This is a genomic window from Rhodopseudomonas infernalis (genome assembly GCF_022271405.1).
In the GTDB taxonomy this organism is placed as follows: Bacteria; Pseudomonadota; Alphaproteobacteria; order Rhizobiales; family Xanthobacteraceae; genus Rhodopseudomonas; species Rhodopseudomonas infernalis.
In genome coordinates this window covers 118,719-142,547 of record NZ_JAJNAL010000007.1, presented here as the reverse complement: position 1 = coordinate 142,547, position 23,829 = coordinate 118,719, and the positions used below count along the sequence as shown (strand labels likewise).

The following is a 23,829-nucleotide window of genomic DNA, read 5'->3' as shown; positions in this document are numbered from 1 at the left end:
CTCCCGACCATTCTGGAATTGCTCGGGAGCGACGTGAAAAGCCTGCTTTCATCCGTTCGCAGCGATTGCGGAGCAACCGTGATTGCGGCAAGGTTCGCACCGATTTGAGGCTGCTCCGGGAAGAGGGCATGCCATCTTGTTGCGCGCCCGCGTCGCTCCCGCGTCGCAGGCACGGGGGTGAAACTCGGGACTGAGGCATCAGGAATGACAGCTTTATGGGTGATCGTGCTCTGCGGAGCGCTTGCGATCGTATATGCTGCGTGGGCGACCTCTTCGGTACTCGCCGCCGACCAGGGCAACGCGCGGATGCAGGAAATTGCCGCTGCGGTGCGTGAAGGCGCGCAGGCCTATCTGAAGCGCCAATACATGACCATCGCCATCGTCGGCGTGGTGATCTTCGCGCTGCTCGCTTACTTCCTGGGCGTGCTGGTCGCGATCGGCTTCGCCATCGGCGCGATCCTGTCGGGCGCCGCCGGCTTCATCGGCATGAACGTCTCGGTCCGCGCCAACGTCCGCACCGCGCAGGCGGCGACCACCTCGCTGGCTGGCGGCCTCGAACTCGCCTTCAAGGCGGGCGCCATCACCGGCATGCTGGTGGCCGGTCTCGCGCTGCTCGGCGTCACCCTCTACTTCATCTATCTGATCCACTTCGCGGGTCTGGCGGCCAACAGCCGTACCGTCGTCGATGCGCTGGTCGCGCTCGGCTTCGGCGCCTCGCTGATCTCGATCTTCGCCCGTCTCGGCGGCGGCATCTTCACCAAGGGTGCGGACGTCGGCGGCGACCTCGTCGGCAAGGTCGAAGCCGGTATTCCGGAAGACGATCCGCGCAACCCGGCCACCATCGCCGACAACGTCGGCGATAACGTCGGCGACTGCGCCGGCATGGCGGCGGACCTGTTCGAAACCTATGCGGTGACCGCGGTCGCCACGATGGTGCTCGCAGCGATCTTCTTCGGCGCGGCCGACAAGACCCAGCTGCAGAACGTCATGACGCTGCCGCTCGCGATCGGCGGCATCTGCATCATCACCTCGATCATCGGCACCTTCTTCGTCAAGCTCGGCCCGTCGCAGTCGATCATGGGCGCGCTATACAAGGGCCTGATCGCCACCGGCGTGCTGTCGCTGTTCGGCGTTGCCGGCGCGATCTACTGGCTGGTCGGCTTCGGCGCACTGCCGGGCGTCGCCTACACGGGCATGTCACTGTTCCTGTGCGGCATCGTCGGTCTCGCCGTCACCGGCCTGATCATCTGGATCACCGAATACTACACCGGCACCGACTTCCGCCCGGTGAAGTCGATTGCGCAAGCCTCGGTCACCGGCCACGGTACCAACGTGATCCAGGGCCTCGCGATCTCGATGGAATCGACCGCGCTGCCCGCGATCGTGATCATCGCCGGCATCCTGATCACCTACAGCCTCGCCGGCCTGTTCGGCATCGCGATCGCCACCACCACGATGCTGGCGCTGGCCGGCATGGTCGTGGCGCTCGACGCTTTCGGCCCGGTCACCGACAACGCCGGCGGCATCGCCGAGATGGCCGGCCTGCCGAAGGAAGTCCGCAAGGCCACCGACGCGCTCGACGCCGTCGGCAACACCACCAAGGCGGTCACCAAGGGCTACGCGATCGGCTCGGCCGGTCTCGGCGCGCTGGTGTTGTTCGCGGCCTATAATGAAGATCTCAAGTTCTTCATCGCCGCCAAAAACCCCTACTTCATCGGCGTCGCGCCGGACTTCTCGCTGAACAACCCCTACGTCGTGGTCGGCCTGCTGTTCGGCGGCCTGCTGCCGTATTTGTTCGGCGCGATGGGCATGACCGCGGTCGGCCGCGCAGCCAGCGCGATCGTCGAGGAAGTGCGCCGTCAGTTCCGCGAGAAGCCGGGCATCATGCAGGGCACCGACAAGCCGGACTACGGCAAGGCGGTCGACCTGCTGACCAAGGCGGCGATCAAGGAAATGATCATCCCGTCGCTGCTGCCGGTGCTGTCGCCGATCTTCGTCTACTTCGCGATCTTTGCGATCGCGGGCGGCGGCGCGGCCGGCAAGTCGGCGGCGTTCTCGGCGGTCGGCGCGATGCTGCTCGGCGTCATCGTCACCGGCCTGTTCGTCGCGATCTCGATGACCTCGGGCGGCGGCGCCTGGGACAACGCCAAGAAGTACATCGAGGATGGCCATTTCGGCGGCAAAGGCTCCGACGCCCACAAGGCGGCCGTGACCGGCGACACCGTCGGCGACCCCTACAAGGACACGGCCGGTCCCGCCGTGAACCCGATGATCAAGATCACCAACATCGTGGCCCTGCTGCTGCTGGCGATCCTGGCACACTGAGGCTTCAGGCGATTGATCGAGAAACAAACCCCGCGGTGCGAGCCGCGGGGTTTTTGTTTGATTGAGTGCCTGTAGCCCGGATGCAGCGAAGCGAAATCCGGGGAGACGTCACGGGCGCCGTCCCGGATTACGCTTCGCTTCATCCGGGCTACGGACCGCACAAACCCAAATGCCCCAGCGACTGAACCTATCGGAACCCGGCGCGTTACTCGTGCCCGAGTTTTCATAAGGATCGAGACATGAGCGGCGTGAGCGATATCAAGGAACATATGGAAGTCATCGGCGCCGACGGCGTTCATGTCGGCACCGTCGACAAGGTCGAGGGCAACCGGATCAAGCTGACCAAGAAGGACAGCGGCGAGGGCAGCCACAAGGGCCACCATCACTTCATCGACGGCGGCCTGGTGGCGGAGGTCGAGGGCGACAAGGTCCGGCTGTCGGCCAACGCGGACGTCGCGGTGTCGATGGAGGAAGAGAAATAGGTCCCGGTTCTCATCGGCGAACAAGGCAGATGTAGAGAGAGCCCCGCGGTGCAAGCCGCGGGGGGATTTCCGTTTAAGGCGTCAAAGGCGAGAGTTCTCGCGAGCGAATTTTTTCGTAGGATGGGTTGAGCGTAGCGAAACCCATCACATAGGCCCGGCATGACAGCATACCGGCGCAATTTCATCCCTGGCGGCTGCTTCTTCTTCACGGTCGCTATCGCCGACCGGCGCTCAGTGCTGCTGACGCAGAACATTGATCGACTGCGGGCAGCATTCCGCTACACGCGCGACCGGCATCCCTTCGCGATCAATGCGATTGTCGTTCTGCCGGATCATCTGCATTCTATCTGGACACTTCCGGACGGCGATCGGGACTATTCGCTCCGCTGGCGCTTGATCAAAGCGGCGTTCTCGCGGGCTCAGCCTGCGGTCGAGTCGATCTCCGCGAGTCGGGCGAGCCGCAGCGAGCGCGGCATCTGGCAGCGCCGGTTCTGGGAGCATACGCTGCGGGACGAGCGCGATTTCGAAGCTCACGCGGATTACATCCATTTTAATCCGGTCAAACACGGCTATGTAGGCAGCGCGCGCGATTGGCCGTATTCGTCCTTCGGCGCCATGGTGCGCGAAGGAATCTACCCGGCCGATTGGGGTGGAGACGTTCGCGACGTGCCGCAAGGATTCGGAGAGCGGTGAGGCTGGTGATGGGTTTCGCTGCGCTCAACCCATCGTACAAAGAATAACAGAGAGAGGGGCACAGAATGTCGCTGTCATCCGCCAAGAACTACGCACTGCGGGCCGCCAAGGCGCAGGATCAGAAGGAGGCTGTCGAGCTTCTGTCGAAGGCGATTCTGGAGTTGGCGAGTTCGATCGAGACCACGGACGCGAAGATCAAGAAGATGAACAAGTCGGGCTGATCGATGACGGCCGCGATCCGCACCACGACGCTCGCCGCCAATGGCCTCAGCTTCGCTGTGGATGAAGCCGGCGAGGGCGACACGACGGCGCTGCTGCTTCACGGTTTCCCCGAAGCGCGGCAGTCGTGGGCGGGGCAACTGCCGTTCCTGGCCGGGCTCGGATGGCACGTCGCAGCGCCCGATCTACGTGGCTATGGCGGCACGACGCGGCCGAGCGGCAAGGCCGCGTATCACATCGATCATCTGACCGACGACGTCGCGGAGTTGTTTGCGGCGCTCGGCGGCCGGCGCAGGATCCTGATCGGGCACGATTGGGGCGGGGTGATCGCCTGGCAGACGGCGCTGCGCGGCAAGGTCGCGCTTGATGCGCTGATCATCCTCAACGCGCCGCATCCGGACGTGTTCGCGCGGGTGCTGGCCGACGGCTGGAAGCAGAAGCGCAAGTCCTGGTATGTCGCGTTCTTCCAACTGCCGTGGCTGCCGGAGTGGCTGATGACGCGGGAGCTCGGCAAGCCGCTGGCGCGGATGTTTCGCCAGCATAGCGGCAAGATCTCCGACGCGCAGATCGAGATCTATCGCCGCAACGCGATCGAGCCCGGCGCGGCGACCGCGATGATCAATTACTACCGCGCCAACATGACAGCGCTGGGCGGCGGCGCCGGCACGCATCCGAGACTGACGGTGCCGACGCTGATGATCTGGGGCGAGGACGATCTCGCGCTCGACATCGCACTGACGAAAGGCAACGAGCAGCACGTCGCCGACTTCACGCTCCGCACGCTGCCCGGCGTCTCGCATTGGGTGCAGCAGGACGCGCCCGAGCGCGTCAACGAGCTGATCGCGGAGTGGGCGCGGGAGAAGGGGTTCGCGTGACGGGAGACGCAGTTTCCTTAAGCATTTCGCGTGGGGTCTTCGTTCGCAGCTAACCCGTCATTGCTAAGAGCGAAGCGACGAAGCAATCCAGCTCCGTGCGTGGCGCTGGATTGCTTCGCTTCGCTCGCAATGACGGGCTGACGCCGAGAAGCGGCCCGTTCAATGAAAGCCGACTTTCAACACGGCTCGCACTACTTCACCTCCATCTGCAATCCCTCGCGGTCGATGATGCCTTTGAACTTCAAGGTTTCGGCTTCGACGAATTGCTGGAATTGCTGCGGGGTGCCGTAGTCGGGGCGGGCGCCCATGGCGGCGATGTTCTTTTTGACGTCGTCGCGCGCGAGCACGCGCTTGATCTGCTCGTTGAGCGCGGTGACGATCTCCGGTGAGGCGCCCTTCGGCAGGAATACGCCGAACCAGGATGACACCTCGAACTTGTCGAGCTCGGGAGCGCTCTCGCGCACCGTCGGCAGCTGCGGCGCCTGTTCGCTGCGCTCGGTGGTGGTGACGGCGAGGCCGTTGAGCTTGCCGTCCTGCACCTGCGGCAGGCTGGGATAGAGATTGTCGAACAGAATCTGGATATCGCCGCCGAGCGCCGCCTGGAGCGCCGGGCCGGCACCGCGGAACGGAACGTGGGTCATTTTCAGCCCGGTGAGCTGCAGGAACCAGGCGCCGGTGAGATGCGGGCTCTGGCCGACGCCGGACGACCCCCAGGTCAGCTTGTCGGGATTGGTCTTGAGATAGGCGATCAATTCCGGGATCGACTTCAGCCCCGTCGTCGGATGCGCGCAGACGATGTTGGGGATCCGGATCATGTTGGAGACCGGCAACAGCTGATCCGGCTTGTAGCTGAGGTTCTTGAAGATGCTGTAGGCGATCGCGTTCGGGCCGGGATTGCCGACCAGGATGGTGTGGCCGTCGCCCTTCTGCCGCGCGGCCTCGGCGGTGCCGATGGTGCCGCCGCCGCCGGAGCGATTCTCGACCACGGTCGACTGGCCCCACGCTGCCTGCAGATGCTGGCCGAGCAGCCGGCCCATCACATCGGTCGAGCCGCCAGCGGCGGCGGGCACGATGATTCGGATGGTTTCGGTCGGCCGCCAGTCGCCGAGCGCGGAGCGGGGCAGAATGGCGGCGGCGGACAGAGCGGCGGCTCCGCCGAGCACGCGGCGGCGCGAAAGCTGGGTCACGGCGTTGGCTCCCTGAGTTTTATCGTTTCAGGAAGCGTAAAGGCCCGAATCCACACCGGCAAGCGCCGCTTGCCAGCGGCGCCTCGGCATCGTCTTTCGCGCGCCCGGTGGGCGCGCCTGCGTCAGCGGAAGCTGATCAGCCTGAACAGCGGCGCCAGGTAGCTCATCTCCTGACCGGAGGTCGGCGTGGTGCGGCTGACGAAATCGAAGATCTTGCCGTCCTGCAGGCCGTAATTGGCGATGCGGCGGACCTGGCGATTCTGGTCGAAGTAGATCGCGACGACGCGCTGATCGATGACCTTCTGCGGCATGAACGCCACCGGGCGCTCCGCGCGCTGCGAAATGTAGTAAAAGACCTCACCGTTCAGCGTCGCGACCGTGGAGGGCGTGCCCATCACGATCAGAACCTGATCCTGGCTGGCGCCGATCGGAATCTGTTCGAGCGCGCCAGTGGGCATGATGTAGCCCTTCTGGAATTGCTCCGAGGTGCAGGCCGACAGGCCGGCACCAAGCAGCCCCAGCGCGAGCGCCGGACCGATGCCGCGCCGGACCGCCGCGCGCAGGCCGCCGCGACGGCTTCGTTCGATCGAATGTCTCATCCGAAAGCAGGCTCCATCCCCTTGCATCGCGCAAGGCGTTGACGTACCGGGCAGGCATACCGATTGCAATCCCCGAAGGGCCCGCGTCAGGAACCCGCAATGATCTGGCCGTTCAACCACTTCCGTCCGCCCCGGACGCCGTCGCGCGGCACCATCGAGACGATCTATGGCATGATCGTGGCGCAGGCGCGAGCGCCGGCGTTTTACCAGCAGTATGGCGTCGCCGACACAGTGAACGGTCGATTCGAGATGATCGTGGTGCATCTGTGGCTGGTGCTGCGGCGGGGTCGGGCGGTTCAGGACGCTTCGACTTTCGCGCAGGCGCTGTTCGACTATTTCTGCAGCGACCTCGATGCCAATCTGCGCGAACTCGGCGTCGGCGATCTCACGGTGCCGAAGCGGATGCAGGCGTTCGGCGAGGCGTTCTACGGCCGCTCGGCGGCGTACGATCTGGCAATGACCGAAGGCGACGAGGCACTGGCGATCGCGCTCAACCGGAACGTTCTCGACGGCGCCGATATTGAAAATGCGCGTCGGCTGACATCCTATGTGCGACAAGCTATCGAGACGCTCGACGCGGTTGAGCCGTCCAGACTGCGTGCCGGCGAATTGCGGTTTCCCGCGCTGCCGGCTGCCTGAGCCCGGAAGGACAGACGATGAGCGGCGATAATCCCTGGCGTGCACCCGTGGTGGTCATGCATATTCCAGCCAACGGGTTGCATCGCGAGATCGAGGCGAACGAGGCGGAGCGCGCCGGGCTAGCGGTGCTCGGTCAACTCAATGACGTCACCTCGGCGAAAGCGTCGTTCGATCTGACGCCGCTGAGCGGCAGCCGCATTCATGTCACCGGCCGGGTGCGGGCCAGCATCGGCCAGACCTGCGTGGTGAGCCTCGAGCCGATGCAGAGCACGATCGACGAGACCGTCGACCTGATGTTTCTGCCGCCGGAGCAGATTCGCGAATTGTCAGAGACCGTCGACGACGACGGCGAGCCCGCCCCCGGCGATCCACCGGAAGCGATCGACCGCGGTGTGATCGACCTTGGTCGGGTGGCCGCCGACGCTTTATTTCTCGGAGTCGATCCCTATCCGCGCAAGCCCGACGCGGTGTTCGAGGCGATCGTCGAAGCGGACGAACCAGACGAACATCCGTTCGCAGCGCTGAGTGCTTTGAAGACGTCGGCAAAGCCCGGCTCGAAGGGCGATTAGCGATTGTCGTTGTCTGAAGGGCGTGGATTCGCCGCTGCTTTGCAGTTTGCCGTCGTGGAATGCGACTTAAATCTGCCCGGTCAAGATGTTGTATCGGAGCCGAGAACGGCTATTGTCCGGCCCGATCAGGCGTGCAGCGCTGCACGCTTAAGTGCCTTCGGGCATTATCAAGTTGCGGTCGAGCGCTTCTGACCGCGAGCGAACGGGTCTCCGTACTGGCATGCCCCAGAAGGTTCGAATCGCACTGGACGCCATGGGTGGCGACTTCGGTCCCTCGGTTGTCGTGCCTGGCGCGGCGATCGCGCTCGGCCGGCATCCTGACGCCGAGTTTCTGCTGTTCGGCGATAGTGCCGCGATCAACAAGGAACTGGCCGCGCAGCCTGCGCTGAGCAAGGTCGCGAAGGTGATCCACACCGACGTCGCTGTGGCGATGGACGACAAGCCGAGCGTCGCGCTGCGGCGCGGCCGCTACAAATCGTCGATGTGGCAGGCGATCGAAGCGGTGAAGAAGGGCGATGCCGACGTCACCGTTTCGGCCGGCAACACCGGCGCGTTGATGGCAATGGCGCGGTTCTGTCTGCGAACGCTGCCGGGCATCGACCGTCCTGCGATCGCCGCAACGTGGCCGACGATGCGCGGCGATTCGGTGGTGCTCGATCTCGGCGCGACGATCGGCGGCGACGCGCAGCACCTCAAGGCGCTGGCGGTGATGGGCGCCGCAATGGCCAGCGTGCTGTTCGATCTCGAGCGCCCGACCGTCGGTCTGCTCAACATCGGCGTCGAAGAGATCAAAGGCGGCGAAGAGATTCGCGAGGCCGCCGAACTGCTGCGCGCGATGCAGTCGCAGCGCTTCGAATTCATCGGCTACGTCGAAGGCGACGGCATCGGCAAGGGAGCCGCCGACGTGATCGTGTCCGAAGGCTTCTCCGGCAACATCGCCCTGAAGGCCGCTGAAGGAACCGCGCGTCAGCTCGCCGAATATCTGCGCGCCGCGATGTCCCGGACCTGGCGCTCGAAGATCGGCTATCTGTTCGCGCGCGATGCCTTCAAGGCGCTGCGCGACAAGATGGATCCCAACAAGTCCAATGGCGGCGTGTTTCTTGGTCTTAACGGAATCGTGGTCAAGAGCCACGGTGGAACCAGCGCAGACGGCTTTGCCTATGCGGTCGATGTTGGTTATGACATGGTCCGCTACGATCTCCTGACCAAGATCAATCAAACGCTCAATCGCAACGCTGGCGCGCTGGTCATGGCGCCGACCGCGCAGGAGGCTGTCTAGTGACTGTGGTTCGTTCGGTTGTTCTGGGCTGCGGGGCCTATCTTCCCGAGAGGGTCCTCACCAACGCCGAATTGGCCGCGAAGGTCGACACCTCCGACGAATGGATCGTGCAGCGCACCGGCATCCGCGAGCGCCACATCGCGGCCGAAGGCGAATACACCTCGCACCTCGCGACCAAGGCCGCAGAGGCCGCACTCGCCAATGCCGGCGTCGATGCGCAATCGATCGACCTGATCGTGCTGGCGACCTCGACGCCCGACCACACCTTTCCGGCGACCGCGACCCAGGTTCAGGCTGCGCTCGGGATTCATCACGGTGTCGCGTTCGATCTTCAAGCGGTGTGCTCGGGCTTCGTGTTCGCCGTGGCGACGGCCGATAACTTTCTGCGCGCCGGCTCTGCCAAGCGCGCGCTGGTGATCGGTGCCGAAACCTTCTCCCGGATCCTAGACTGGAATGATCGCGGCACCTGCGTGCTGTTCGGTGACGGCGCTGGTGCGATCGTGCTTGAAGCGCAGACCGGGTGGGGCACCTCGGCGGACCGCGGCGTGCTGACCACGCATCTGCGCTCCGACGGCGCGCACAAGCACAAGCTTTATGTCGACGGCGGCCCGTCGACCACGCAGACCACCGGCCATCTGCGGATGGAAGGACGCGAAGTGTTCAAGCACGCGGTCGGCATGATCACCGGTGTGATCGTCGACGCCTTCAACGCCAGCGGCACCAGCGCCGACAATGTCGACTGGTTCGTTCCGCATCAGGCCAACAAGCGCATCATCGATGCCTCGGCGCAAAAACTTCATATTGCGCCGCAGAAGGTGGTGATGACCGTCGACCGCCACGGCAACACCTCGGCGGCGTCGATTCCGCTCGCATTGGCCACCGCTGTTGCCGACGGACGCATCCAGAAGGGGCATTTGGTGCTTCTGGAAGCCATGGGCGGCGGCTTCACCTGGGGTGCTGCACTGCTCCGCTGGTAGTTGCGCGTGTAAAGTTTTAACAGCATTTCCATTGCGTTCCGTGCTATTCTGAATGCTGCCGGAGGTTGACCGCCGCTTGTTAACCTCCTAGTTTCAGCACGGGTTTTTTCATTTCGCCGTAAGGCGGGGCGGGCGATGAGCGGGACCGGAAGAACAGTCACACGTGTCGATCTATGCGAGGCCGTCTACCAAAAGGTCGGTCTGTCGCGCACGGAGTCGTCGGCATTTGTCGAGCTGGTGTTGAAGGAGATCACCGATTGCCTGGAAAAGGGCGAGACGGTGAAGCTGTCATCGTTCGGTTCGTTTCTGGTGCGTCAGAAGGGGCAGCGGATCGGCCGCAATCCGAAGACCGGGACCGAAGTGCCGATCTCGCCGCGGCGTGTGATGGTGTTCAAGCCGTCCGCGATCCTCAAGCAACGTATCAACGCCAACGGCGCGGCGGGTAGTCCCATGTCGTCATCGGCGAACGCCACGGCGGACGACAAGTCCGAGACGGCGTCCGGGTCGGCCGGCACCTGACGAAGGAGACTGCATTTGGACAAAGCGCCGGATGCATTCCGAACTATCAGCGAAGTCGCTGCCGAGCTCGACATTCCGCAGCATGTGCTGCGGTTCTGGGAGACGCGGTTCTCGCAAATCAAGCCGATGAAGCGATCGGGCGGCCGGCGCTACTACCGGCCCGACGATGTCGATCTGCTCAAGGGCATCCGCCGTCTGCTGTACGGCGAAGGCTACACCATCCGCGGCGTCCAGCGCATTCTCAAGGAGCACGGCATCAAGTCGGTGCAGCGCCTCGCCGACAGCGAGGCCAGCGCGACGTTCGGGGCAGTCGAGGAAGCGATTGGCCGCAGCTTTGCGGAGGAGGACTACGAACCCGCGCCCGGCCACGGCATCGATCTCGACGATGACGACTATGAGGGCGAGGACGAGGGCCTCGACCTGCACGCCGCAATGGCGGAGCCGGATCTGCGCGCCGCGCCGGCGCCTGCGCCGAGCCGTCCCGCGCGGCCGGAGTCGCACCCCGCGGACCGGCACGAGCCGAGGTTTGGCGCGGCCACGCGCGATGCCGAGCTCGACGAGCCGGCCCTGGGCGACCCCCCCTTCGACGCGTCGGTTCTTGACGAGCCGGATGATATCCCGGCCTTCCGGTCTCACGACGACGAGGACGACGATCACCCACTGCCGGCGCGGCTGAAGCCGCCGCTCGGCCCGCCGCAGCCCCGCGCCACGCCGCCACGGCAGCCGGCCGTCGACCTCGCACCGCTGCGCGCCGTGCTGCAGGACCTGATCGCCTGCCGCGAAGCGCTCGACGCTGTCATGAAGGACGGCTAGGTCGCCGGTTTCGACCCGTTTGGACCTTCGATTTGATGCCAGCCGCCTTGCGCCGCCGGCCATTCGCCGCTACAGCATCAGGGCCGAAACGGCATCGGAGCGTGGCGCAGCCCGGTTAGCGCACTAGTCTGGGAGACTAGGGGTCGAAGGTTCAAATCCTTTCGCTCCGACCATTTGCAGATCGTCGGTTGCGGACGTCTGCTGGCGCAAAACGCGCGATCCGCGCGGGCGCCGTCCTGAGAGTCCGACCCAAAATTCGAAGTGCCTCTCCGCGACTTTCTAGATCACTCGATAAGCTCACAAACTCCGTCATGGCCGGGCTTGTCCCGGCCATCCACGCCTTTGCGGCGCTAACGCTGCAAGGCGTGATGCCCGGCACGAAGCCGGGCATGACGCGGCGTGAGGTTCGGGCCGCTCGCAACGACCGAGTGTCAGGCCAGACTCCATAATTCCTGCGGTTTGCTGGCCGGCTCTTGTTACGACCCCTGCGGCGCATCCAGCGCGGCGCTGGCTGCGAGCCATTTCTCTTCGGCTTTATGCAGCGCGGCCTGGGCGTTGGCGCGGGCGGTTGATAGTTGGGCGGCCTGTTTCGGATCGCGGGTGAACAGATCCGGCAGCGCGAGGGCGGCGTCGATCTTGTCGATGATGGCGGTGATGCGTTCGATCTCGGATTCGGCGTCGGCGATCTGCTGCTTCAGCGGCACCGTTTTCTTCGGCCGCGGCTGCGCGGGCTTGGCGACAGCGCCGCCGTCGCTGCGCTCCTTGGTGTCGCGCGCGGGGCGGCCGCTGCGCGACGACAGCACGGCGCGGCGATAATCGTCGAGGTCGCCGTCATAGGGTTTGACCTTGTGATCGGCGACGACCCAGAGCTGATCGGCGCAGGCGTCGATCAGATAGCGATCATGCGACACCATGATCACGGCGCCCGGGAAGTCGTTGATCGCCTCGGCCAGCGCGGCGCGGCTGTCGATGTCGAGATGGTTGGTCGGCTCGTCGAGGATGATCATGTTCGGGCCGAAGAACGTCGCCAGCCCGAGCAGCAGGCGAGCTTTCTCGCCGCCCGACAGGCTCTTGACCAGCGTATCGGCGGCTTTGCCGGAGAACCCCATGGTGCCGGCCCGCGTCCGGACCTTGCTCTCGGGCGCGTCCGGCATCAGCCGGCGGATGTGGTCGTAGGGCGAGCCGTCCGGGTTGAGTTCGTCGAGCTGATGCTGAGCGAAGTACGCGACCGACAGCTTGTCGGCGCGCGTCACCGATCCGGAGAACGGCGCCAGCCGATCGGCGAGCAGCTTCACCAGGGTCGACTTGCCGTTGCCGTTGGCGCCGAGCAGCGCGATGCGGTCTTCGGTGTCGACGCGCAGCGTGACGTTGCGCAGCACCGGATGCGCGGGATCGTAACCCACGGTGACGTTGTCGGCCGCGAGGATCGGCGGCGACAGCGTCTTCTCCGGCGGGGTGAAGATGATGTCCGGCACGTCGTCGCTCACCAGCCGCGTCACCGGCTTCATTTTTTCGAGCATCTTGACGCGCGACTGCGCCTGACGCGCTTTCGAGGCCTTGGCCTTGAAGCGGTCGACGAATTCCTGCAGGTGCTTGCGCCGCGCTTCCTCGCGCTTGGCGTTCTTGGCGTCGAGCGCTTCCTTGTTGGCGCGGAATTCCGCATAGGCCGAGTAGGTGCCGCGGAAGTGTACCAGCCGGCCGCGATCGAGATGCAGGATCTCGTTGACCGAGGTGTCGAGCAAATCGCGGTCGTGGCTGATCACGATCACCGTGCGCGGATAGTTGGCGAGGTGATCCTCGAGCCATAGCGTGCCTTCGAGATCGAGATAGTTGGTCGGCTCGTCGAGCAACAGCAGATCGGGCGCCGCGAACAGCGTCGCCGCCAGTGCGACCCGCATCCGCCAGCCGCCGGAAAATTCCGAGCAGGACCGCAACTGGTCCTCTGCGGAAAAACCAAGGCCGCTGAGGATCGCGGCGGCGCGGGCAGGGGCCGAGTGCGCATCGATATCGACCAGCCGGGTCTGGATCTCGGCAATGCGGTGCGGGTCGTGCGCGGTCTCTGCCTCCTCCAGCAGCGCGTGGCGTTCGAGATCGGCCTTCAGCACCACCTCGATCAGCGTCTCCGGGCCGTTGGGCGCCTCCTGGGCCAGGCTGCCCACGGTCCAGCGCGGCGGCATGGTGATGCGGCCGGTCTCGGTCGCCAGCTCGCCGCGGATGGCGTGAAACAGCGTCGACTTGCCGGCGCCGTTGCGGCCGATGAAGCCGACCCGGGCGCCCGGCGCGATCTGCACCGTGCTCTGGTCGATCAGCAGCCGTCCGGCGATCCGGACCGAAATGTCGGAGAGGGTAAGCATGGCGCGTTTTGACCGGGACGGCCGCCAAAGGCAACCGGTGAGGCGGCGAATGTGAAGTCCGGCACGATTCTGCCGGTGCGGAGGACGCCCGCGGCTTGCCGGACCGCAGCGGCGTCGATATAAGCCGCGCAACTCCCTTCAGCCCTAGCTTTCAAGGACCTTCCATGGCGATTCAGCGGACTTTCTCGATCCTCAAGCCCGACGCGACCGAGCGTAACATCACCGGCGCGATCAACGCCCTGATCGAAAAGGCCGGTCTGCGCATCGTGGCGCAGAAGCGGATCCACATGACCCGCGGCCAGGCCGAGACCTTCTACGCGGTGCACAAGGAACGCCCGTTCTTTGGCGAGCTGGTCGACTTCATGACGTCCGGCCCGGTCGTCGTGCAGGTGCTCGAAGGCGAAGGCGCCATCGCGAAGTATCGCGACGTGATGGGCGCGACCGATCCGTCGAAGGCGGCTGACGGCACCATCCGCAAGGTCCACGCCAAGTCGATCGGCGAAAACTCGGTGCACGGTTCGGACGCTCCGGAAACTGCCGCTATCGAAATCGCGCAGTTCTTCGCCGGCAACGAAATCGTCGGCTGAACGTTGTGACGCACCATGGTCGCGGACCGCTCAGGGCGGCCGCGGCCATTTTTCCAGCGCGGTGAGGGGCTGTGGACTGGGTTCTGAGCATCTTTGATCCCGCGACCCTGTCGGGTCTGGTCGCCCAGTTCAAAAGCGACATCCACCAGCCTGCGTTCTGGCTTTCCGTCGGCAAGATCATCTGGATCAATGTGCTGCTCTCCGGCGACAACGCGCTGGTGATCGCGCTTGCCTGCCGCGGCCTCAATGCCCAGCATCGGCTGTGGGGCATGATCCTCGGCGCCGGCGCCGCTGTTCTGTTACGCATCATCTTCACCGGCATCGTCGCCACTCTGATGGAGTGGCCGTATCTCAAGCTGATCGGTGGTCTGGCGCTGCTGGTGATCGCCGCCAAGCTGCTGGTGCCCGAAAACGAAGACGAGGACAGCGTCAAGTCCGGCAAGCACTTGTGGCACGCGGTGCAGATCGTCGTCGTCGCCGACATCATCATGAGCCTCGACAACGTCATCGCCGTCGCGGCGGCCGCCAATGGCAGTGCGCCGCTGCTGATCCTCGGCCTCGCCATCAGCGTGCCGCTGATCGTCGCCGGCGCAGCGCTGATCATGCTGGTGCTGGAGAAGTTGCCGCTGCTGGTCTGGTTCGGCGCCGCATTGCTCGGCTGGATCGCGGGCGAGGTGATCGCGACCGATCCGGCGATCCAACCGCTGATGCTGACGTTCGATGGCCCGGGCGCTCATATCGACCAGCTGTTCCGGACGATCGGACTGGTCACCGATTTCGGGGTGCCCGGCCATGTCGGCGAATATCTGTTCGCGCTGTGCGGGGCTGTGCTCGTGCTGATCGCCGGCACGATCTGGCGGCGCATTTCGCTCGACAACAACGCCGCCGCAACGCCGTCCTGATACGCAAAACGCCCGCGAGCGCGGGCGTTTCTGCGATCCACCGATGGCTGCGAAGGCCCACGTCGGCGACGACGCGGGCCTAATCGTCAGGCCGTGCCGGCGATGATCTCATCGTGGCTGTGGCTGCAGCCGTCATGGGCGTGCCCGTCATGCGTCGTCTGCGTCCACGCATAGGCGTCGCGCACGACGCCATAGCAATCGCAGGCGCGGCCTTCGAGGCCAGCGCGGTCCGTGACGCGGACTGCGCCGCGGGTTTTCTGCACCAGCCCCTCTGCCTCGAACTGCAGCAGCGCGTTGGTGATGCTGGCGCGGCGCACCCCGAGGCTGGCGGCGAGCAGCTCGTGGGTGATGTGCAGGACGTCGGTCTGGATGCGGTCGTTAGCCAGAAGCAGCCAGCGCGCCAGTCGCTGATTGATCTCGTGTCGTGCGGCGCACAGCACGCTCTGAGTGTTCTGCGCGATCAGCGCCTGAACGTAGCGCAGCAGGTGCTCGCGGATGTGCGGTCGATCCGCGAGTACGGCCGTGAGGTCTTCTGCCGAGATGCGCAGCGCGGTTCCCGGCATGGAAGCGATCGAGCGTTGCGACGCGATGGGGTTCCCGAGCACGACGGGCACGCCCACGTATCCGAATACGCCGACCATCGCAGTCTCGACGTAATCGGTACGGCTGCCGGCGACTTGGGACACCAAGCCCTGCTCGATGAAGTGGACGTGTTCGATGCGACGGTTGGCTTCCTGCAGCACCGCGCGCCCTCGGAAATCGATCGGCCGCAGCATCGGTTGCAGGGCGAGCAGGTCATCCGGAGCGAGCTGCGCAAGAACGCGGTTCTTCACCGGGATGGGGGCATTGTTGATTTCGCTGGACACGATCAGAACGGTCTCCTTGCGCGCGGGTGAGTGGTGGGGCGAAGGGGAACCGGCTCAGCCGATTCAGCGCGGACAGTAGTCAACTGTACGGTGCATGAACATCGTAGCGAGTGTTCAAAATTGTCGCATGCAATGGAACCTGTCCACATGCGGCGCTGCACCCATCTTGGGTGTTTTGAAGCATCAGGCCGCCGCGCCTGTTTTTCGATCAGAACGGCTCTAAATTGATCGGCTTTGCGGCTCGCCGCAAAGCAACAAGTTGTCAGCGCCGATCAAGTGATCAGTTCAACTAAGCGACGCAACTATGCGGCGCTTATTTCTGCAGCACTCGCAAGGCTTGCTAAGCTTGAAAAATCGTGTTGCAATTCATGCGCAATCGGGTTGGGCCCATTTGACGTCGATGTTTCGCGACTTGGAAGCTTGGAAATCTGGGACTTCGAAGTCTGAGACCAAACGTCGGCAGGCCTCGGGATCGCCGTTTGTGGCGTGGCACGCAGATCGCGGCCGCGTCTTTTTTTATGTCCAGACAGGAGACAGCCGATGCAGAAGGGCACCGTCAAATGGTTCAACCCGACCAAGGGGTACGGCTTCATCCGGCCGAGCACCGGCGACAAGGATGTATTCGTCCATATCTCGGCCGTCGAGCGCGCCGGACTCAGCACCCTGAATGAAAATCAGACGGTCGAGTACGAACTCGTCGAAAACCGTGGCAAGGCATCGGCTGAGAATTTGAAGGTGACCTGACAGCTCGGCTGCTGAGCGGACCGCAGCTCAGGACGCGATCTGCCCAACGTGCTCGCGTTACACCGGAACGATCAATGCTTGATCGGTGATGGTGTTCGACGTCGATTTGCAGAGGTCGCCCTCGAAACGCGTTCGGCCGGATGCGACGAGCTCGAGTGCTTTCGGATAGATCCGGTGCTCGACGGCGAGTACGCGTGCGGCCAGTTCGTCCGTGGTGTCGTCGTCATGCACCGGCACCGCGCCCTGCATGACGATCGGACCGGCGTCGGTCTCGGCGATGACGAAATGCACTGTGGCGCCGGAGATCTTCACCCCGGCGCGCAACGCCTGGCCGTGCGGATCGAGGCCGGGAAACGACGGTAGCAGCGACGGATGGATGTTCAGCATCCGTCCGCTCCAGTGATTTACGAAGTCAGCGGTGAACAGCCGCATGAATCCGCCGAGGCAGATCAGCTCGATGCCGCGCTGGTCGAGCGCGCCCTGCAGCACGGCTTCGAAGCCAGCGCGATCCTTGCCGAACGGCTTGCTCTCGATCACCAGCGTTTCGATGCCGCTGCGCTGCGCGATCGCCAGACCGCCGGCGCTCGCTGTGTTCGAGATCACGACGGCGATCTCGGCCGGAAACCCGTCTTCCGCGGCGGCTTCGATCAGCGCGGCCATGTTCGACCCGCGCCCGGAAATGAGGATGGCGACGCGACGCTTGCTCACCGGATTACCAGGACAGATCGAGGTGGCCGTCGTACACGACGCGGTGTTCGCCCTGGGCGGCGATCACCTGGCCGAGCAGGTGGACGCTCTCACCGGTGCTGGTGAGCGCCTCGGTGACGGCCTCGACGGCGTCGGCCTTGACGATCGCGATCATACCGATGCCGCAGTTGAAGGTGCGCAGCAGTTCGAGTTCGGCGATATCGCCTTGTTCGGCGAGCCACTTGAACACCGGGAGCACCGGCAGCCGCGGCAGGTCGATGCCGACGCCGAGATGCTTCGGCAGCACCCGCGGAATGTTGTCGGTGAAGCCGCCGCCGGTGATATGCGCCAGGCCCTTGATCGCACCGGTGGTGCGGATCGCGTGCAGGCACGACTTCACATACAGCCTGGTCGGCGCCAGCAGCGCGCCGCCCAGCGTCATCACCGGTGAGAAAGGCGCCTGCGCGTCGTAACCCAGGCCGGACTTTTCGACGATCTTGCGGACCAGCGAAAAGCCGTTGGAATGGACGCCGGAGGAGGCGAGGCCGATCACCGCGTCGCCTTCGGCGATGTCGCGCGAGGGCAGCAGCGTGCCGCGTTCGGCTGCACCGACCGCGAAACCGGCGAGGTCGTAATCGCCGTCCTTGTAGAGGCCCGGCATCTCGGCGGTCTCGCCGCCGATCAGCGCGCAGCCGGATTCACGGCAGCCTTCGGCGACGCCGGCGATGATCTCGGCGGTCGCTTCCGGATCGAGCTTGCCGCAGGCGAAGTAGTCGAGAAAGAACAGCGGCTCCGCGCCCTGGACGACGAGGTCGTTGACCGACATCGCCACCAGATCAATGCCGATCCCGGCGTGCAGCTTGGCCTCGATCGCGACCTTGACCTTGGTGCCGACGCCGTCGGTGGCCGCTACCAGCACCGGGTCCTTGAACCCCGCCGCCTTCAGATCGAACAAGCCGCCGAAGCCTCCGATCTCGGAATCGGCGCCGGCGCGCGCGGTCGCCCGCACCATCGGCTTGATCAGGTCGACGAGACGATTTCCCGCGTCGATATCGACGCCGGAATCGGCATAGGTAAGGCCGTGCTTGCGCTCGGTCATGGCCGGCTCCTGCAGAAAAAGGCGCTGCGCGGGGCAAGCGTGCCGCCCGGCATCAAGCCGCCGCCGATGGTTTCCGCCGGTTGCGCTAGACCTAAGTCCCGCTTGTCCGCGCCCGGGCGATAGTTTGGGGTGGTTACGTCGGATTTCGCCGGCGCGCAATGGCTCGCAAGGTGACCCTGCATGGTCTATGTAGACAACCGGCCCCGGGTGCCGTGGAAACTTCGAGAGTTTGGCCGCATCTGGGGTGCAAGCCGGGACCGTCGTGTGAGCATTCCGAATATTATTACGCTTGTTCGTATCCTGCTGGTGCCGGTCATTGTCTGGGCGATCGCGTCGAACGAAATGGCAATCGCTTTCGCGATCTTCATCGTCGCAGGGGTAAGCGACGCGGTCGACGGCTTCCTGGCCAAGCGCTTCAACATGGCGAGCGAGCTCGGCGCGTTGCTCGATCCGCTCGCTGACAAGGCCCTGCTGGTCTCGATCTATGTCGCACTCGGGATCTGGGGCGCGATCCCGCGCTGGCTGGTGATCCTGGTGGTGTCGCGCGACATCATGATTGTCGGCGCCGTGATCGTGTCGTGGCTGTTCGGCAAGCCGGTGCCGATGAAGCCGCTGATGGTGTCGAAACTGAACACGGTGGCCCAGGTCGGGTTCGCGGCGCTGGTGCTCGGTACGCTCGGCTTCGGCATCGAGCCCGCGCCCTACGACGTTATCCTGATGGGACTGGTCACGGTCTTGACCTTGGTTTCGGTCTCCCTCTATCTCGTGGAGTGGACGCGGCACATGAGTACGATCGAACCTGGTCGCTGACGCGTCGGCCGGCTGCGCAGAGCGCCGGCATGGAGCACTTCCCGTGGCAGTCCGCGTACAACCTCGACAGCTTGCTCTGGACCTGCCGCACGCCGAAAGCCTGTCGCGCGAGGATTTTCTCGAGGGCACGGCGAATACCGCCGCGCTCAAGCTGATCGAGAGCTGGCCGGACTGGCCCAATCGCATCATGCTGCTGGTCGGCCCCGAGGGCAGCGGCAAGAGCCATCTGGCGGCGATCTGGGCCGAGCAGGCGGGGGCCCGCTCGACCTCCGCGCAGGCCTTGACTCCGGCCGACGTGCCTGGCGAGCTCGCCACCGGTGCGCTGGTGGTCGAAGACCTGATCCCGGGCAGCTTCGACGAGCGGGCGCTGTTTCATCTGATGAATCTGGCGCGCGAGGACGAGGCCTCGGTTCTGATCACAGCGCGGCTGGCGCCGTCGGCATTCCCGCCGGAGCTGCGCGACCTGCGCTCGCGGCTGCGCGCCGTGCCGGTGGTCAATCTGCTGGCACCCGACGATGCGTTGTTTCGGGCGCTGATCGTCAAGTTCTGTGCCGATCGCCAGATGAGCATCGACGCCAATCTGGTCGGCTATCTGGCCAAGCGGATCGACCGCTCCTTCGCGGCCGCGCGGCGCACGGTGGAGCTTCTGGATACCGAAGCGCTCCGGCTCGGTCGGCCGGTGACACGGGCGCTCGCCGCCGAGCTGCTGCGCGACGCCTGACCGGGCCCGCAGCACTGCGGCAACCTGGCCGCCGCTTCGGCTTGACGGCCCGATCGCCTGGTCCATCATTGTCATGGAAACGTCTTGCGAATGCAGCATTGTCTCGCCGCACCGCCTACCGGCACGTCACTTCCCAACCAGGCTGGACCTAATTTTCATGGATTCCGACCAAGTCATTGTCATCGAAGAGAAAAAGGGTGAGGCCGAGCCGGCCTCAGTCGTCGCGGCGGGCCCGGAGCGATTCATCAATCGAGAACTGTCGTGGCTGCATTTCAACCGTCGCGTGTTGGAAGAGTCGGTCAACCCGCTCCATCCGGTGCTCGAACGCGTTCGATTTCTGTCAATTTCTGCAAACAACCTTGATGAATTCTTCATGGTCCGCGTCGCGGGCATCAAGGCGCAGGTTCGCGAAGGCATCACAGCGCGCAGCCCCGATGGGCTAACCCCGGCCGAGCAACTGGTGCTTATCAACGAGGCGGTGTCACGACTCGCCGCCGATCAGCAGGCGATCTGGCGTGACCTGCGCGGCGTGCTGGCCGAGAACGGCATCTTGCTGCTCGACGGCCGCGACTGCAGCAAGTCCGAGCGCGCCTGGATCGAGGACCATTTCCTCCACAATATCTTCCCGCTGCTGACGCCGCTGGCGATCGATCCGGCACACCCGTTTCCGTTCATCCCCAGCCTCGGCTTCACCATCGGGCTGCAGCTGGCGCGCGTGACCGATGGCCGGGCGATGAACGCGCTGATCCGCATGCCGGGCAAGATCGACCGTTTCATTCGCCTGCCGCCGAACGGCAAGGACCAGTCGGTCCGGCTGATCACGCTGGAGCAGGCGACCTCGCTGTTCATCGGTCGGCTGTTTCCAGGTTATCTGGTCAAGGGGCAGGGCTCTTTCCGGGTAATCCGCGACAGCGAACTCGAAATCGAAGAAGAGGCCGAGGACCTCGTCCGGCTGTTCGAGACCGCCTTGAAGCGCCGCCGCCGCGGCTCGGTGATCCGGCTCGAAGTCGATGCCACCATGCCGGAGGAGCTGCGCGCCTTCGTGCAGCGTGCGCTGACGACATCGGACGACGAAGTGCTGCTGGTCGACGGCGTGCTGGCGATGAACGAGCTGTCGCAGCTGACCCGCGTCGATCGTCCCGACCTCGAATTCCCGCCTTACGTGCCACGCCATCCGGAGCGCGTGCGCGAGCACGGCGGCGACATCTTCGCGGCGATCCGCCAGAAAGACCTGATCGTTCACCACCCCTACGAATCGTTCGACGTCGTAGTGCAGTTCCTGCAGCAGGCGACACGCGATCCGGATGTGGTCGCGATCAAGCAGACGCTGTACCGCACCTCGAACAACTCGCCGATCGTGCGTGCGCTCGCCGAAGCCGCCGAGGCCGGCAAGTCGGTCACCGCATTGGTCGAGCTCAAAGCACGGTTCGACGAAGAAGCGAATATCCGCTGGGCGCGCGATCTCGAGCGCGCCGGCGTGCAGGTGGTGTACGGCTTCCTGCAGCTCAAGACCCACGCCAAGCTGTCGCTGGTGGTCCGCCGCGAGGGCGGCAGCCTGACCACCTATGTCCACACCGGCACCGGCAACTACCATCCGGTCACGGCGCGTATTTACACGGACTTGTCGTACTTCACGTCGGACCCGATCATCGGCCGGGATGCCGCACGGGTGTTCAACTACATCACCGGCTACGCCGAGCCGAGCGACATCGAGAAGATGGCGGTCTCGCCTCTGACGCTGCGGAAGCGGATGATCGAGCATATCGAGGGCGAAACGGCGTTCGCCCGCCACGGCAAGCCCGCGGCGATCTGGCTGAAAATGAACGCGCTGGTCGATCCGGAGATCATCGACGCGCTGTATGAAGCGTCGCGTGCCGGCGTCTCGGTCGACCTGGTTGTTCGCGGCATCTGCTGTCTGCGTCCGGGCGTGCCCGGCCTGTCGGAGAACATCCGGGTCAAATCGATCATCGGCCGCTTCCTGGAACACGGCCGCGTCTATTGCTTCGGCAACGGCCACGGCCTGCCGAGCGCGAAGGCGTCGGTCTACATCTCGTCCGCCGACATGATGCCGCGCAATCTCGACCGCCGCGTCGAGATTCTGTGCCCGCTGCAGAACCCGACCGTGCACCAGCAGGTGCTGGAGCAGATCATGGTGGCGAACCTGAAGGATACCGAGCAGAGCTGGCGGTTGTTGCCGGACGGATCATCGACGCGTATGAAGATTGCCAAGGGCGAGGAGCCCTTCAACGTCCACAATTACTTCATGACAAATCCGAGTCTGTCCGGCCGTGGAAAGTCGCTCAAGGAATCTTCGCCCCGGCGCCTCACGCGCCGGTCGGAGCGCAACACGTCCGCTTGAGGAAGAGCGACGTTGAATAAGCGGGCGCTGAAGCGCGACACCAGCGTCGCCGTGATCGACATCGGCTCGAATTCCGTGCGTCTCGTGGTCTACGAGGCGCTGGCGCGCAACCTGATCACGGTGTTCAACGAAAAGGCGCTGTGCGGCCTCGGCCGTGAAGTGCAGAGCACCGGGCTGCTGGCGCCCGACGCCGTCGACAAGGCGTTGACCGCGCTGCGCCGGTTTCGTGCGCTGATCCGGGTCATGAAGGTCGGCCGGGTGTCCGCCATCGCCACGGCCGCCTGCCGCGACGCCAGCAACGGGCCGGACTTCATCGCCGCCGCGGAGCGAATCTGCGGCGTCTCGATCGAGATCCTGTCGGGCCCGCGCGAGGCCAAGCTCTCGGCGCTCGGCGTGATCTCCGGTGTTCATAAGCCGAACGGCATCGTCGGCGATCTCGGCGGCGGTTCGCTCGAGCTGATCGACGTTCGCGGCAACCAGGTTCGCAAGGGTGTGACGCTGCCACTCGGCAGCCTGGCGTTGCAGGACGCTTCGCAAAAGTCGCTGAAGCGCGCCGAGAAGATCGCCAAGGAGGCGCTGGCCGGCGCGCTGCCGCTGAAGGCGGCGCGGGGGCGGTCGTTCTACGCGGTCGGCGGCACCTGGCGTGCGCTGGCGCGGATCCACATTGCGCAGAGCGGCTATCAGCTCAAGGTGATGCACGGCTACGCGATCCCTGCGGCTGAAGCGCTCCGCTTCGCGCGTCGGCTGCGTGCGTTGGTGGCAGCTAATCAGCTCGCCGACCTTGATCTTGTCGCCGACGCGCGGCGGCCGCTGCTCGCCTATGCGGCGCTCGTGCTCGAATTCGTCATCGAGGTGGCGAAGCCGAAGACCATCGTGTTCTCGACCTACGGTGTCCGCGAGGGGCTGCTGTTCGAACAGCTGCCCGCCGCTGAGCGCGCCAAAGACGGCCTGATCTGTGCCGCACAGGACCTCAACAAGCTGCTGTCGCGCTCGGCTCGTCATGCCGAAGAGCTGATCGACTGGACCGACCGGCTGTTCCGGATTGCCAAGGTGCGCGAGATCGAAGGCGAGCGCCGGCTGCGTCACGCCGCCTGCCTGATGTCGGATATCGGTTGGCGGGTGCATCCCGATCACCGCGGCGAGCAGACGCTGTCGCTGATCACCAACGGCAATTTCGGCGACGTCACCCATGAGGAGCGCGCCTTTATGGCGCTGTCGGTGTTCTATCGCTACGCCGGCTTCAGCGAACAGAACGAACCACCGACCGCGGTGCGCGAGCTGGTCACGCAGGCGATGGACGAGCGGGCGCGGCTGCTCGGCGCGGCCTTCCGCGTCGCGCATCTGATCAGTGCGGCACGGCCCGGCGTGCTGCCGGCGACGCAATTCCGCACCAGCGAGCGCAAGCTGTTGCTGGTCTTCGAGCACCGGCTGGTCGACCTCGTCGCCGACCGCGTCGGCAGTCGCTTCAAGCAGCTCGCCCGCATGGTCGGGCGAACGGGAAGTATCGTTCGGCGCTGAGGTCGC

The 23,829-nt window shown here is 64.9% G+C and carries 24 protein-coding genes and 1 tRNA gene; 19 read left to right on the top strand and 6 right to left on the bottom strand.

Features of this window, described 5'->3' with window-relative positions:
- Window positions 1-204 precede the first annotated feature (204 nt).
- From LPW26_RS07410 to LPW26_RS07390, 5 genes are all read left to right on the top strand, one after another.
- Window positions 205-2,325, top strand: coding sequence for a sodium-translocating pyrophosphatase (locus tag LPW26_RS07410; protein WP_238733886.1), 2,121 nt, complete (start codon window positions 205-207; stop codon window positions 2,323-2,325).
- A 239-nt stretch (window positions 2,326-2,564) separates the two neighbouring features.
- Window positions 2,565-2,807, top strand: coding sequence for a DUF2171 domain-containing protein (locus tag LPW26_RS07405; protein WP_238733884.1), 243 nt, complete (start codon window positions 2,565-2,567; stop codon window positions 2,805-2,807).
- A 159-nt stretch (window positions 2,808-2,966) separates the two neighbouring features.
- Window positions 2,967-3,500 (top strand): REP-associated tyrosine transposase, encoded by a 534-nt coding sequence (locus LPW26_RS07400; protein ID WP_238733883.1) that lies wholly within the window; start codon window positions 2,967-2,969, stop codon window positions 3,498-3,500.
- A gap of 65 nt (window positions 3,501-3,565) precedes the next feature.
- Window positions 3,566-3,721, top strand: coding sequence for a hypothetical protein (locus LPW26_RS07395; protein ID WP_238733882.1), 156 nt, complete (start codon window positions 3,566-3,568; stop codon window positions 3,719-3,721).
- Between the two features lie 3 nt (window positions 3,722-3,724).
- Window positions 3,725-4,594 (top strand): alpha/beta fold hydrolase, encoded by an 870-nt coding sequence (locus tag LPW26_RS07390; RefSeq protein WP_238733881.1) that lies wholly within the window; start codon window positions 3,725-3,727, stop codon window positions 4,592-4,594.
- Between the two features lie 191 nt (window positions 4,595-4,785).
- Here the strand turns inward: LPW26_RS07390 and LPW26_RS07385 are convergent, their stop codons facing one another.
- Window positions 4,786-5,781 (bottom strand): Bug family tripartite tricarboxylate transporter substrate binding protein, encoded by a 996-nt coding sequence (locus tag LPW26_RS07385; RefSeq protein WP_238733879.1) that lies wholly within the window; start codon window positions 5,779-5,781, stop codon window positions 4,786-4,788.
- A gap of 122 nt (window positions 5,782-5,903) precedes the next feature.
- On the bottom strand, window positions 5,904-6,380 hold the full coding sequence (locus tag LPW26_RS07380; RefSeq protein ID WP_238733878.1) for an outer membrane protein assembly factor BamE: 477 nt from the start codon (window positions 6,378-6,380) through the stop codon (window positions 5,904-5,906).
- A gap of 99 nt (window positions 6,381-6,479) precedes the next feature.
- On the opposite strand from LPW26_RS07380, the gene LPW26_RS07375 reads away from it, so the two are divergent.
- The 7 genes from LPW26_RS07375 to LPW26_RS07345 all read left to right on the top strand — a co-directional run bounded on the left by LPW26_RS07375 (window position 6,480) and on the right by LPW26_RS07345 (window position 11,349).
- Window positions 6,480-7,019, top strand: a complete 540-nt coding sequence (locus LPW26_RS07375; protein WP_238733877.1) for a ubiquinol-cytochrome C chaperone family protein — start codon at window positions 6,480-6,482, stop codon at window positions 7,017-7,019.
- A gap of 17 nt (window positions 7,020-7,036) precedes the next feature.
- Window positions 7,037-7,588, top strand: coding sequence for a YceD family protein (locus LPW26_RS07370; RefSeq protein WP_238733876.1), 552 nt, complete (start codon window positions 7,037-7,039; stop codon window positions 7,586-7,588).
- Window positions 7,589-7,808: 220 nt separating this feature from the next.
- On the top strand, window positions 7,809-8,867 hold the full coding sequence (gene plsX, locus LPW26_RS07365; protein ID WP_238733875.1) for a phosphate acyltransferase PlsX: 1,059 nt from the start codon (window positions 7,809-7,811) through the stop codon (window positions 8,865-8,867).
- The gene (locus tag LPW26_RS07360; protein ID WP_238733873.1) at window positions 8,867-9,844 is read left to right on the top strand and encodes a beta-ketoacyl-ACP synthase III; all 978 of its coding nucleotides are present in this window, start codon (window positions 8,867-8,869) and stop codon (window positions 9,842-9,844) included. The genes plsX and LPW26_RS07360 overlap by 1 nt, the downstream gene beginning before the upstream one ends.
- 135 nt (window positions 9,845-9,979) lie before the next feature.
- Window positions 9,980-10,363: an integration host factor subunit alpha gene (locus LPW26_RS07355; protein WP_238733871.1), complete on the top strand. Its 384-nt coding sequence runs from the start codon at window positions 9,980-9,982 to the stop codon at window positions 10,361-10,363.
- Window positions 10,364-10,378: 15 nt separating this feature from the next.
- Window positions 10,379-11,176, top strand: coding sequence for a MerR family transcriptional regulator (locus tag LPW26_RS07350; RefSeq protein ID WP_238733870.1), 798 nt, complete (start codon window positions 10,379-10,381; stop codon window positions 11,174-11,176).
- A 95-nt stretch (window positions 11,177-11,271) separates the two neighbouring features.
- Window positions 11,272-11,349: transfer RNA gene (locus LPW26_RS07345), tRNA-Pro, on the top strand.
- A gap of 303 nt (window positions 11,350-11,652) precedes the next feature.
- On the opposite strand, the gene LPW26_RS07340 is transcribed toward LPW26_RS07345, so the two are convergent.
- Entirely contained in the window at window positions 11,653-13,530 is a 1,878-nt protein-coding gene (locus LPW26_RS07340; RefSeq protein WP_238733869.1) for an ABC-F family ATP-binding cassette domain-containing protein, read from the bottom strand.
- Window positions 13,531-13,694: 164 nt separating this feature from the next.
- Between LPW26_RS07340 and ndk the strand changes: the two genes are divergently transcribed.
- Both ndk and LPW26_RS07330 read left to right on the top strand, forming a co-directional pair.
- Window positions 13,695-14,117: a nucleoside-diphosphate kinase gene (gene ndk / locus LPW26_RS07335; RefSeq protein ID WP_238733868.1), complete on the top strand. Its 423-nt coding sequence runs from the start codon at window positions 13,695-13,697 to the stop codon at window positions 14,115-14,117.
- Window positions 14,118-14,188: 71 nt separating this feature from the next.
- Window positions 14,189-15,019, top strand: coding sequence for a TerC family protein (locus LPW26_RS07330; RefSeq protein WP_238733866.1), 831 nt, complete (start codon window positions 14,189-14,191; stop codon window positions 15,017-15,019).
- Between the two features lie 86 nt (window positions 15,020-15,105).
- Here LPW26_RS07330 and LPW26_RS07325 read toward each other — a convergent pair whose 3' ends face one another.
- Window positions 15,106-15,885 (bottom strand): Crp/Fnr family transcriptional regulator, encoded by a 780-nt coding sequence (locus tag LPW26_RS07325; protein ID WP_238733864.1) that lies wholly within the window; start codon window positions 15,883-15,885, stop codon window positions 15,106-15,108.
- A 540-nt stretch (window positions 15,886-16,425) separates the two neighbouring features.
- Between LPW26_RS07325 and LPW26_RS07320 the strand changes: the two genes are divergently transcribed.
- Window positions 16,426-16,629 carry a cold-shock protein gene (locus LPW26_RS07320; protein WP_238733862.1) on the top strand — a complete coding sequence of 68 codons (204 nt, stop codon included), beginning with the start codon at window positions 16,426-16,428 and terminating at the stop codon, window positions 16,627-16,629.
- A 57-nt stretch (window positions 16,630-16,686) separates the two neighbouring features.
- Here LPW26_RS07320 and purN read toward each other — a convergent pair whose 3' ends face one another.
- Together purN and purM are read right to left on the bottom strand one after the other, a co-directional pair.
- Window positions 16,687-17,337, bottom strand: coding sequence for a phosphoribosylglycinamide formyltransferase (gene purN, locus LPW26_RS07315; RefSeq protein ID WP_319942165.1), 651 nt, complete (start codon window positions 17,335-17,337; stop codon window positions 16,687-16,689).
- Window positions 17,338-17,341: 4 nt separating this feature from the next.
- Window positions 17,342-18,415, bottom strand: a complete 1,074-nt coding sequence (purM, locus tag LPW26_RS07310) for a phosphoribosylformylglycinamidine cyclo-ligase (RefSeq protein ID WP_238733861.1) — start codon at window positions 18,413-18,415, stop codon at window positions 17,342-17,344.
- Between the two features lie 180 nt (window positions 18,416-18,595).
- Between purM and LPW26_RS07305 the strand changes: the two genes are divergently transcribed.
- From LPW26_RS07305 to ppx, 4 genes are all read left to right on the top strand, one after another.
- Window positions 18,596-19,225 (top strand): CDP-alcohol phosphatidyltransferase family protein, encoded by a 630-nt coding sequence (locus LPW26_RS07305; RefSeq protein ID WP_238733860.1) that lies wholly within the window; start codon window positions 18,596-18,598, stop codon window positions 19,223-19,225.
- Window positions 19,226-19,268: 43 nt separating this feature from the next.
- A complete protein-coding gene (locus LPW26_RS07300) occupies window positions 19,269-19,946 on the top strand; it encodes a P-loop NTPase family protein (RefSeq protein ID WP_238733858.1) in 678 nt (225 codons plus the stop codon).
- A gap of 157 nt (window positions 19,947-20,103) precedes the next feature.
- Window positions 20,104-22,305: an RNA degradosome polyphosphate kinase gene (locus tag LPW26_RS07295; protein ID WP_238733856.1), complete on the top strand. Its 2,202-nt coding sequence runs from the start codon at window positions 20,104-20,106 to the stop codon at window positions 22,303-22,305.
- Between the two features lie 12 nt (window positions 22,306-22,317).
- Window positions 22,318-23,823 carry an exopolyphosphatase gene (ppx, locus tag LPW26_RS07290; protein WP_238733854.1) on the top strand — a complete coding sequence of 502 codons (1,506 nt, stop codon included), beginning with the start codon at window positions 22,318-22,320 and terminating at the stop codon, window positions 23,821-23,823.
- Window positions 23,824-23,829 lie beyond the last annotated feature (6 nt).

Excerpts from the sequence above, each read along its gene's own strand:
- ndk (WP_238733868.1), top strand. The coding sequence starts at position 13,695 with ATGGCGATTCAGCGGACTTTCTCGATCCTCAAGCCCGACGCGACCGAG.
- plsX (WP_238733875.1), top strand. The coding sequence starts at position 7,809 with ATGCCCCAGAAGGTTCGAATCGCACTGGACGCCATGGGTGGCGACTTC.
- LPW26_RS07380 (WP_238733878.1), bottom strand. The coding sequence starts at position 6,380 with ATGAGACATTCGATCGAACGAAGCCGTCGCGGCGGCCTGCGCGCGGCG.
- LPW26_RS07375 (WP_238733877.1), top strand. The coding sequence starts at position 6,480 with ATGATCTGGCCGTTCAACCACTTCCGTCCGCCCCGGACGCCGTCGCGC.
- LPW26_RS07395 (WP_238733882.1), top strand. The coding sequence starts at position 3,566 with ATGTCGCTGTCATCCGCCAAGAACTACGCACTGCGGGCCGCCAAGGCG.
- LPW26_RS07320 (WP_238733862.1), top strand. The coding sequence starts at position 16,426 with ATGCAGAAGGGCACCGTCAAATGGTTCAACCCGACCAAGGGGTACGGC.
- LPW26_RS07400 (WP_238733883.1), top strand. The coding sequence starts at position 2,967 with ATGACAGCATACCGGCGCAATTTCATCCCTGGCGGCTGCTTCTTCTTC.
- LPW26_RS07405 (WP_238733884.1), top strand. The coding sequence starts at position 2,565 with ATGAGCGGCGTGAGCGATATCAAGGAACATATGGAAGTCATCGGCGCC.
- LPW26_RS07340 (WP_238733869.1), bottom strand. The coding sequence starts at position 13,530 with ATGCTTACCCTCTCCGACATTTCGGTCCGGATCGCCGGACGGCTGCTG.
- LPW26_RS07355 (WP_238733871.1), top strand. The coding sequence starts at position 9,980 with ATGAGCGGGACCGGAAGAACAGTCACACGTGTCGATCTATGCGAGGCC.
- LPW26_RS07370 (WP_238733876.1), top strand. The coding sequence starts at position 7,037 with ATGAGCGGCGATAATCCCTGGCGTGCACCCGTGGTGGTCATGCATATT.
- LPW26_RS07305 (WP_238733860.1), top strand. The coding sequence starts at position 18,596 with ATGGTCTATGTAGACAACCGGCCCCGGGTGCCGTGGAAACTTCGAGAG.
- LPW26_RS07410 (WP_238733886.1), top strand. The coding sequence starts at position 205 with ATGACAGCTTTATGGGTGATCGTGCTCTGCGGAGCGCTTGCGATCGTA.
- LPW26_RS07390 (WP_238733881.1), top strand. The coding sequence starts at position 3,725 with ATGACGGCCGCGATCCGCACCACGACGCTCGCCGCCAATGGCCTCAGC.
- LPW26_RS07295 (WP_238733856.1), top strand. The coding sequence starts at position 20,104 with ATGGATTCCGACCAAGTCATTGTCATCGAAGAGAAAAAGGGTGAGGCC.
- purM (WP_238733861.1), bottom strand. The coding sequence starts at position 18,415 with ATGACCGAGCGCAAGCACGGCCTTACCTATGCCGATTCCGGCGTCGAT.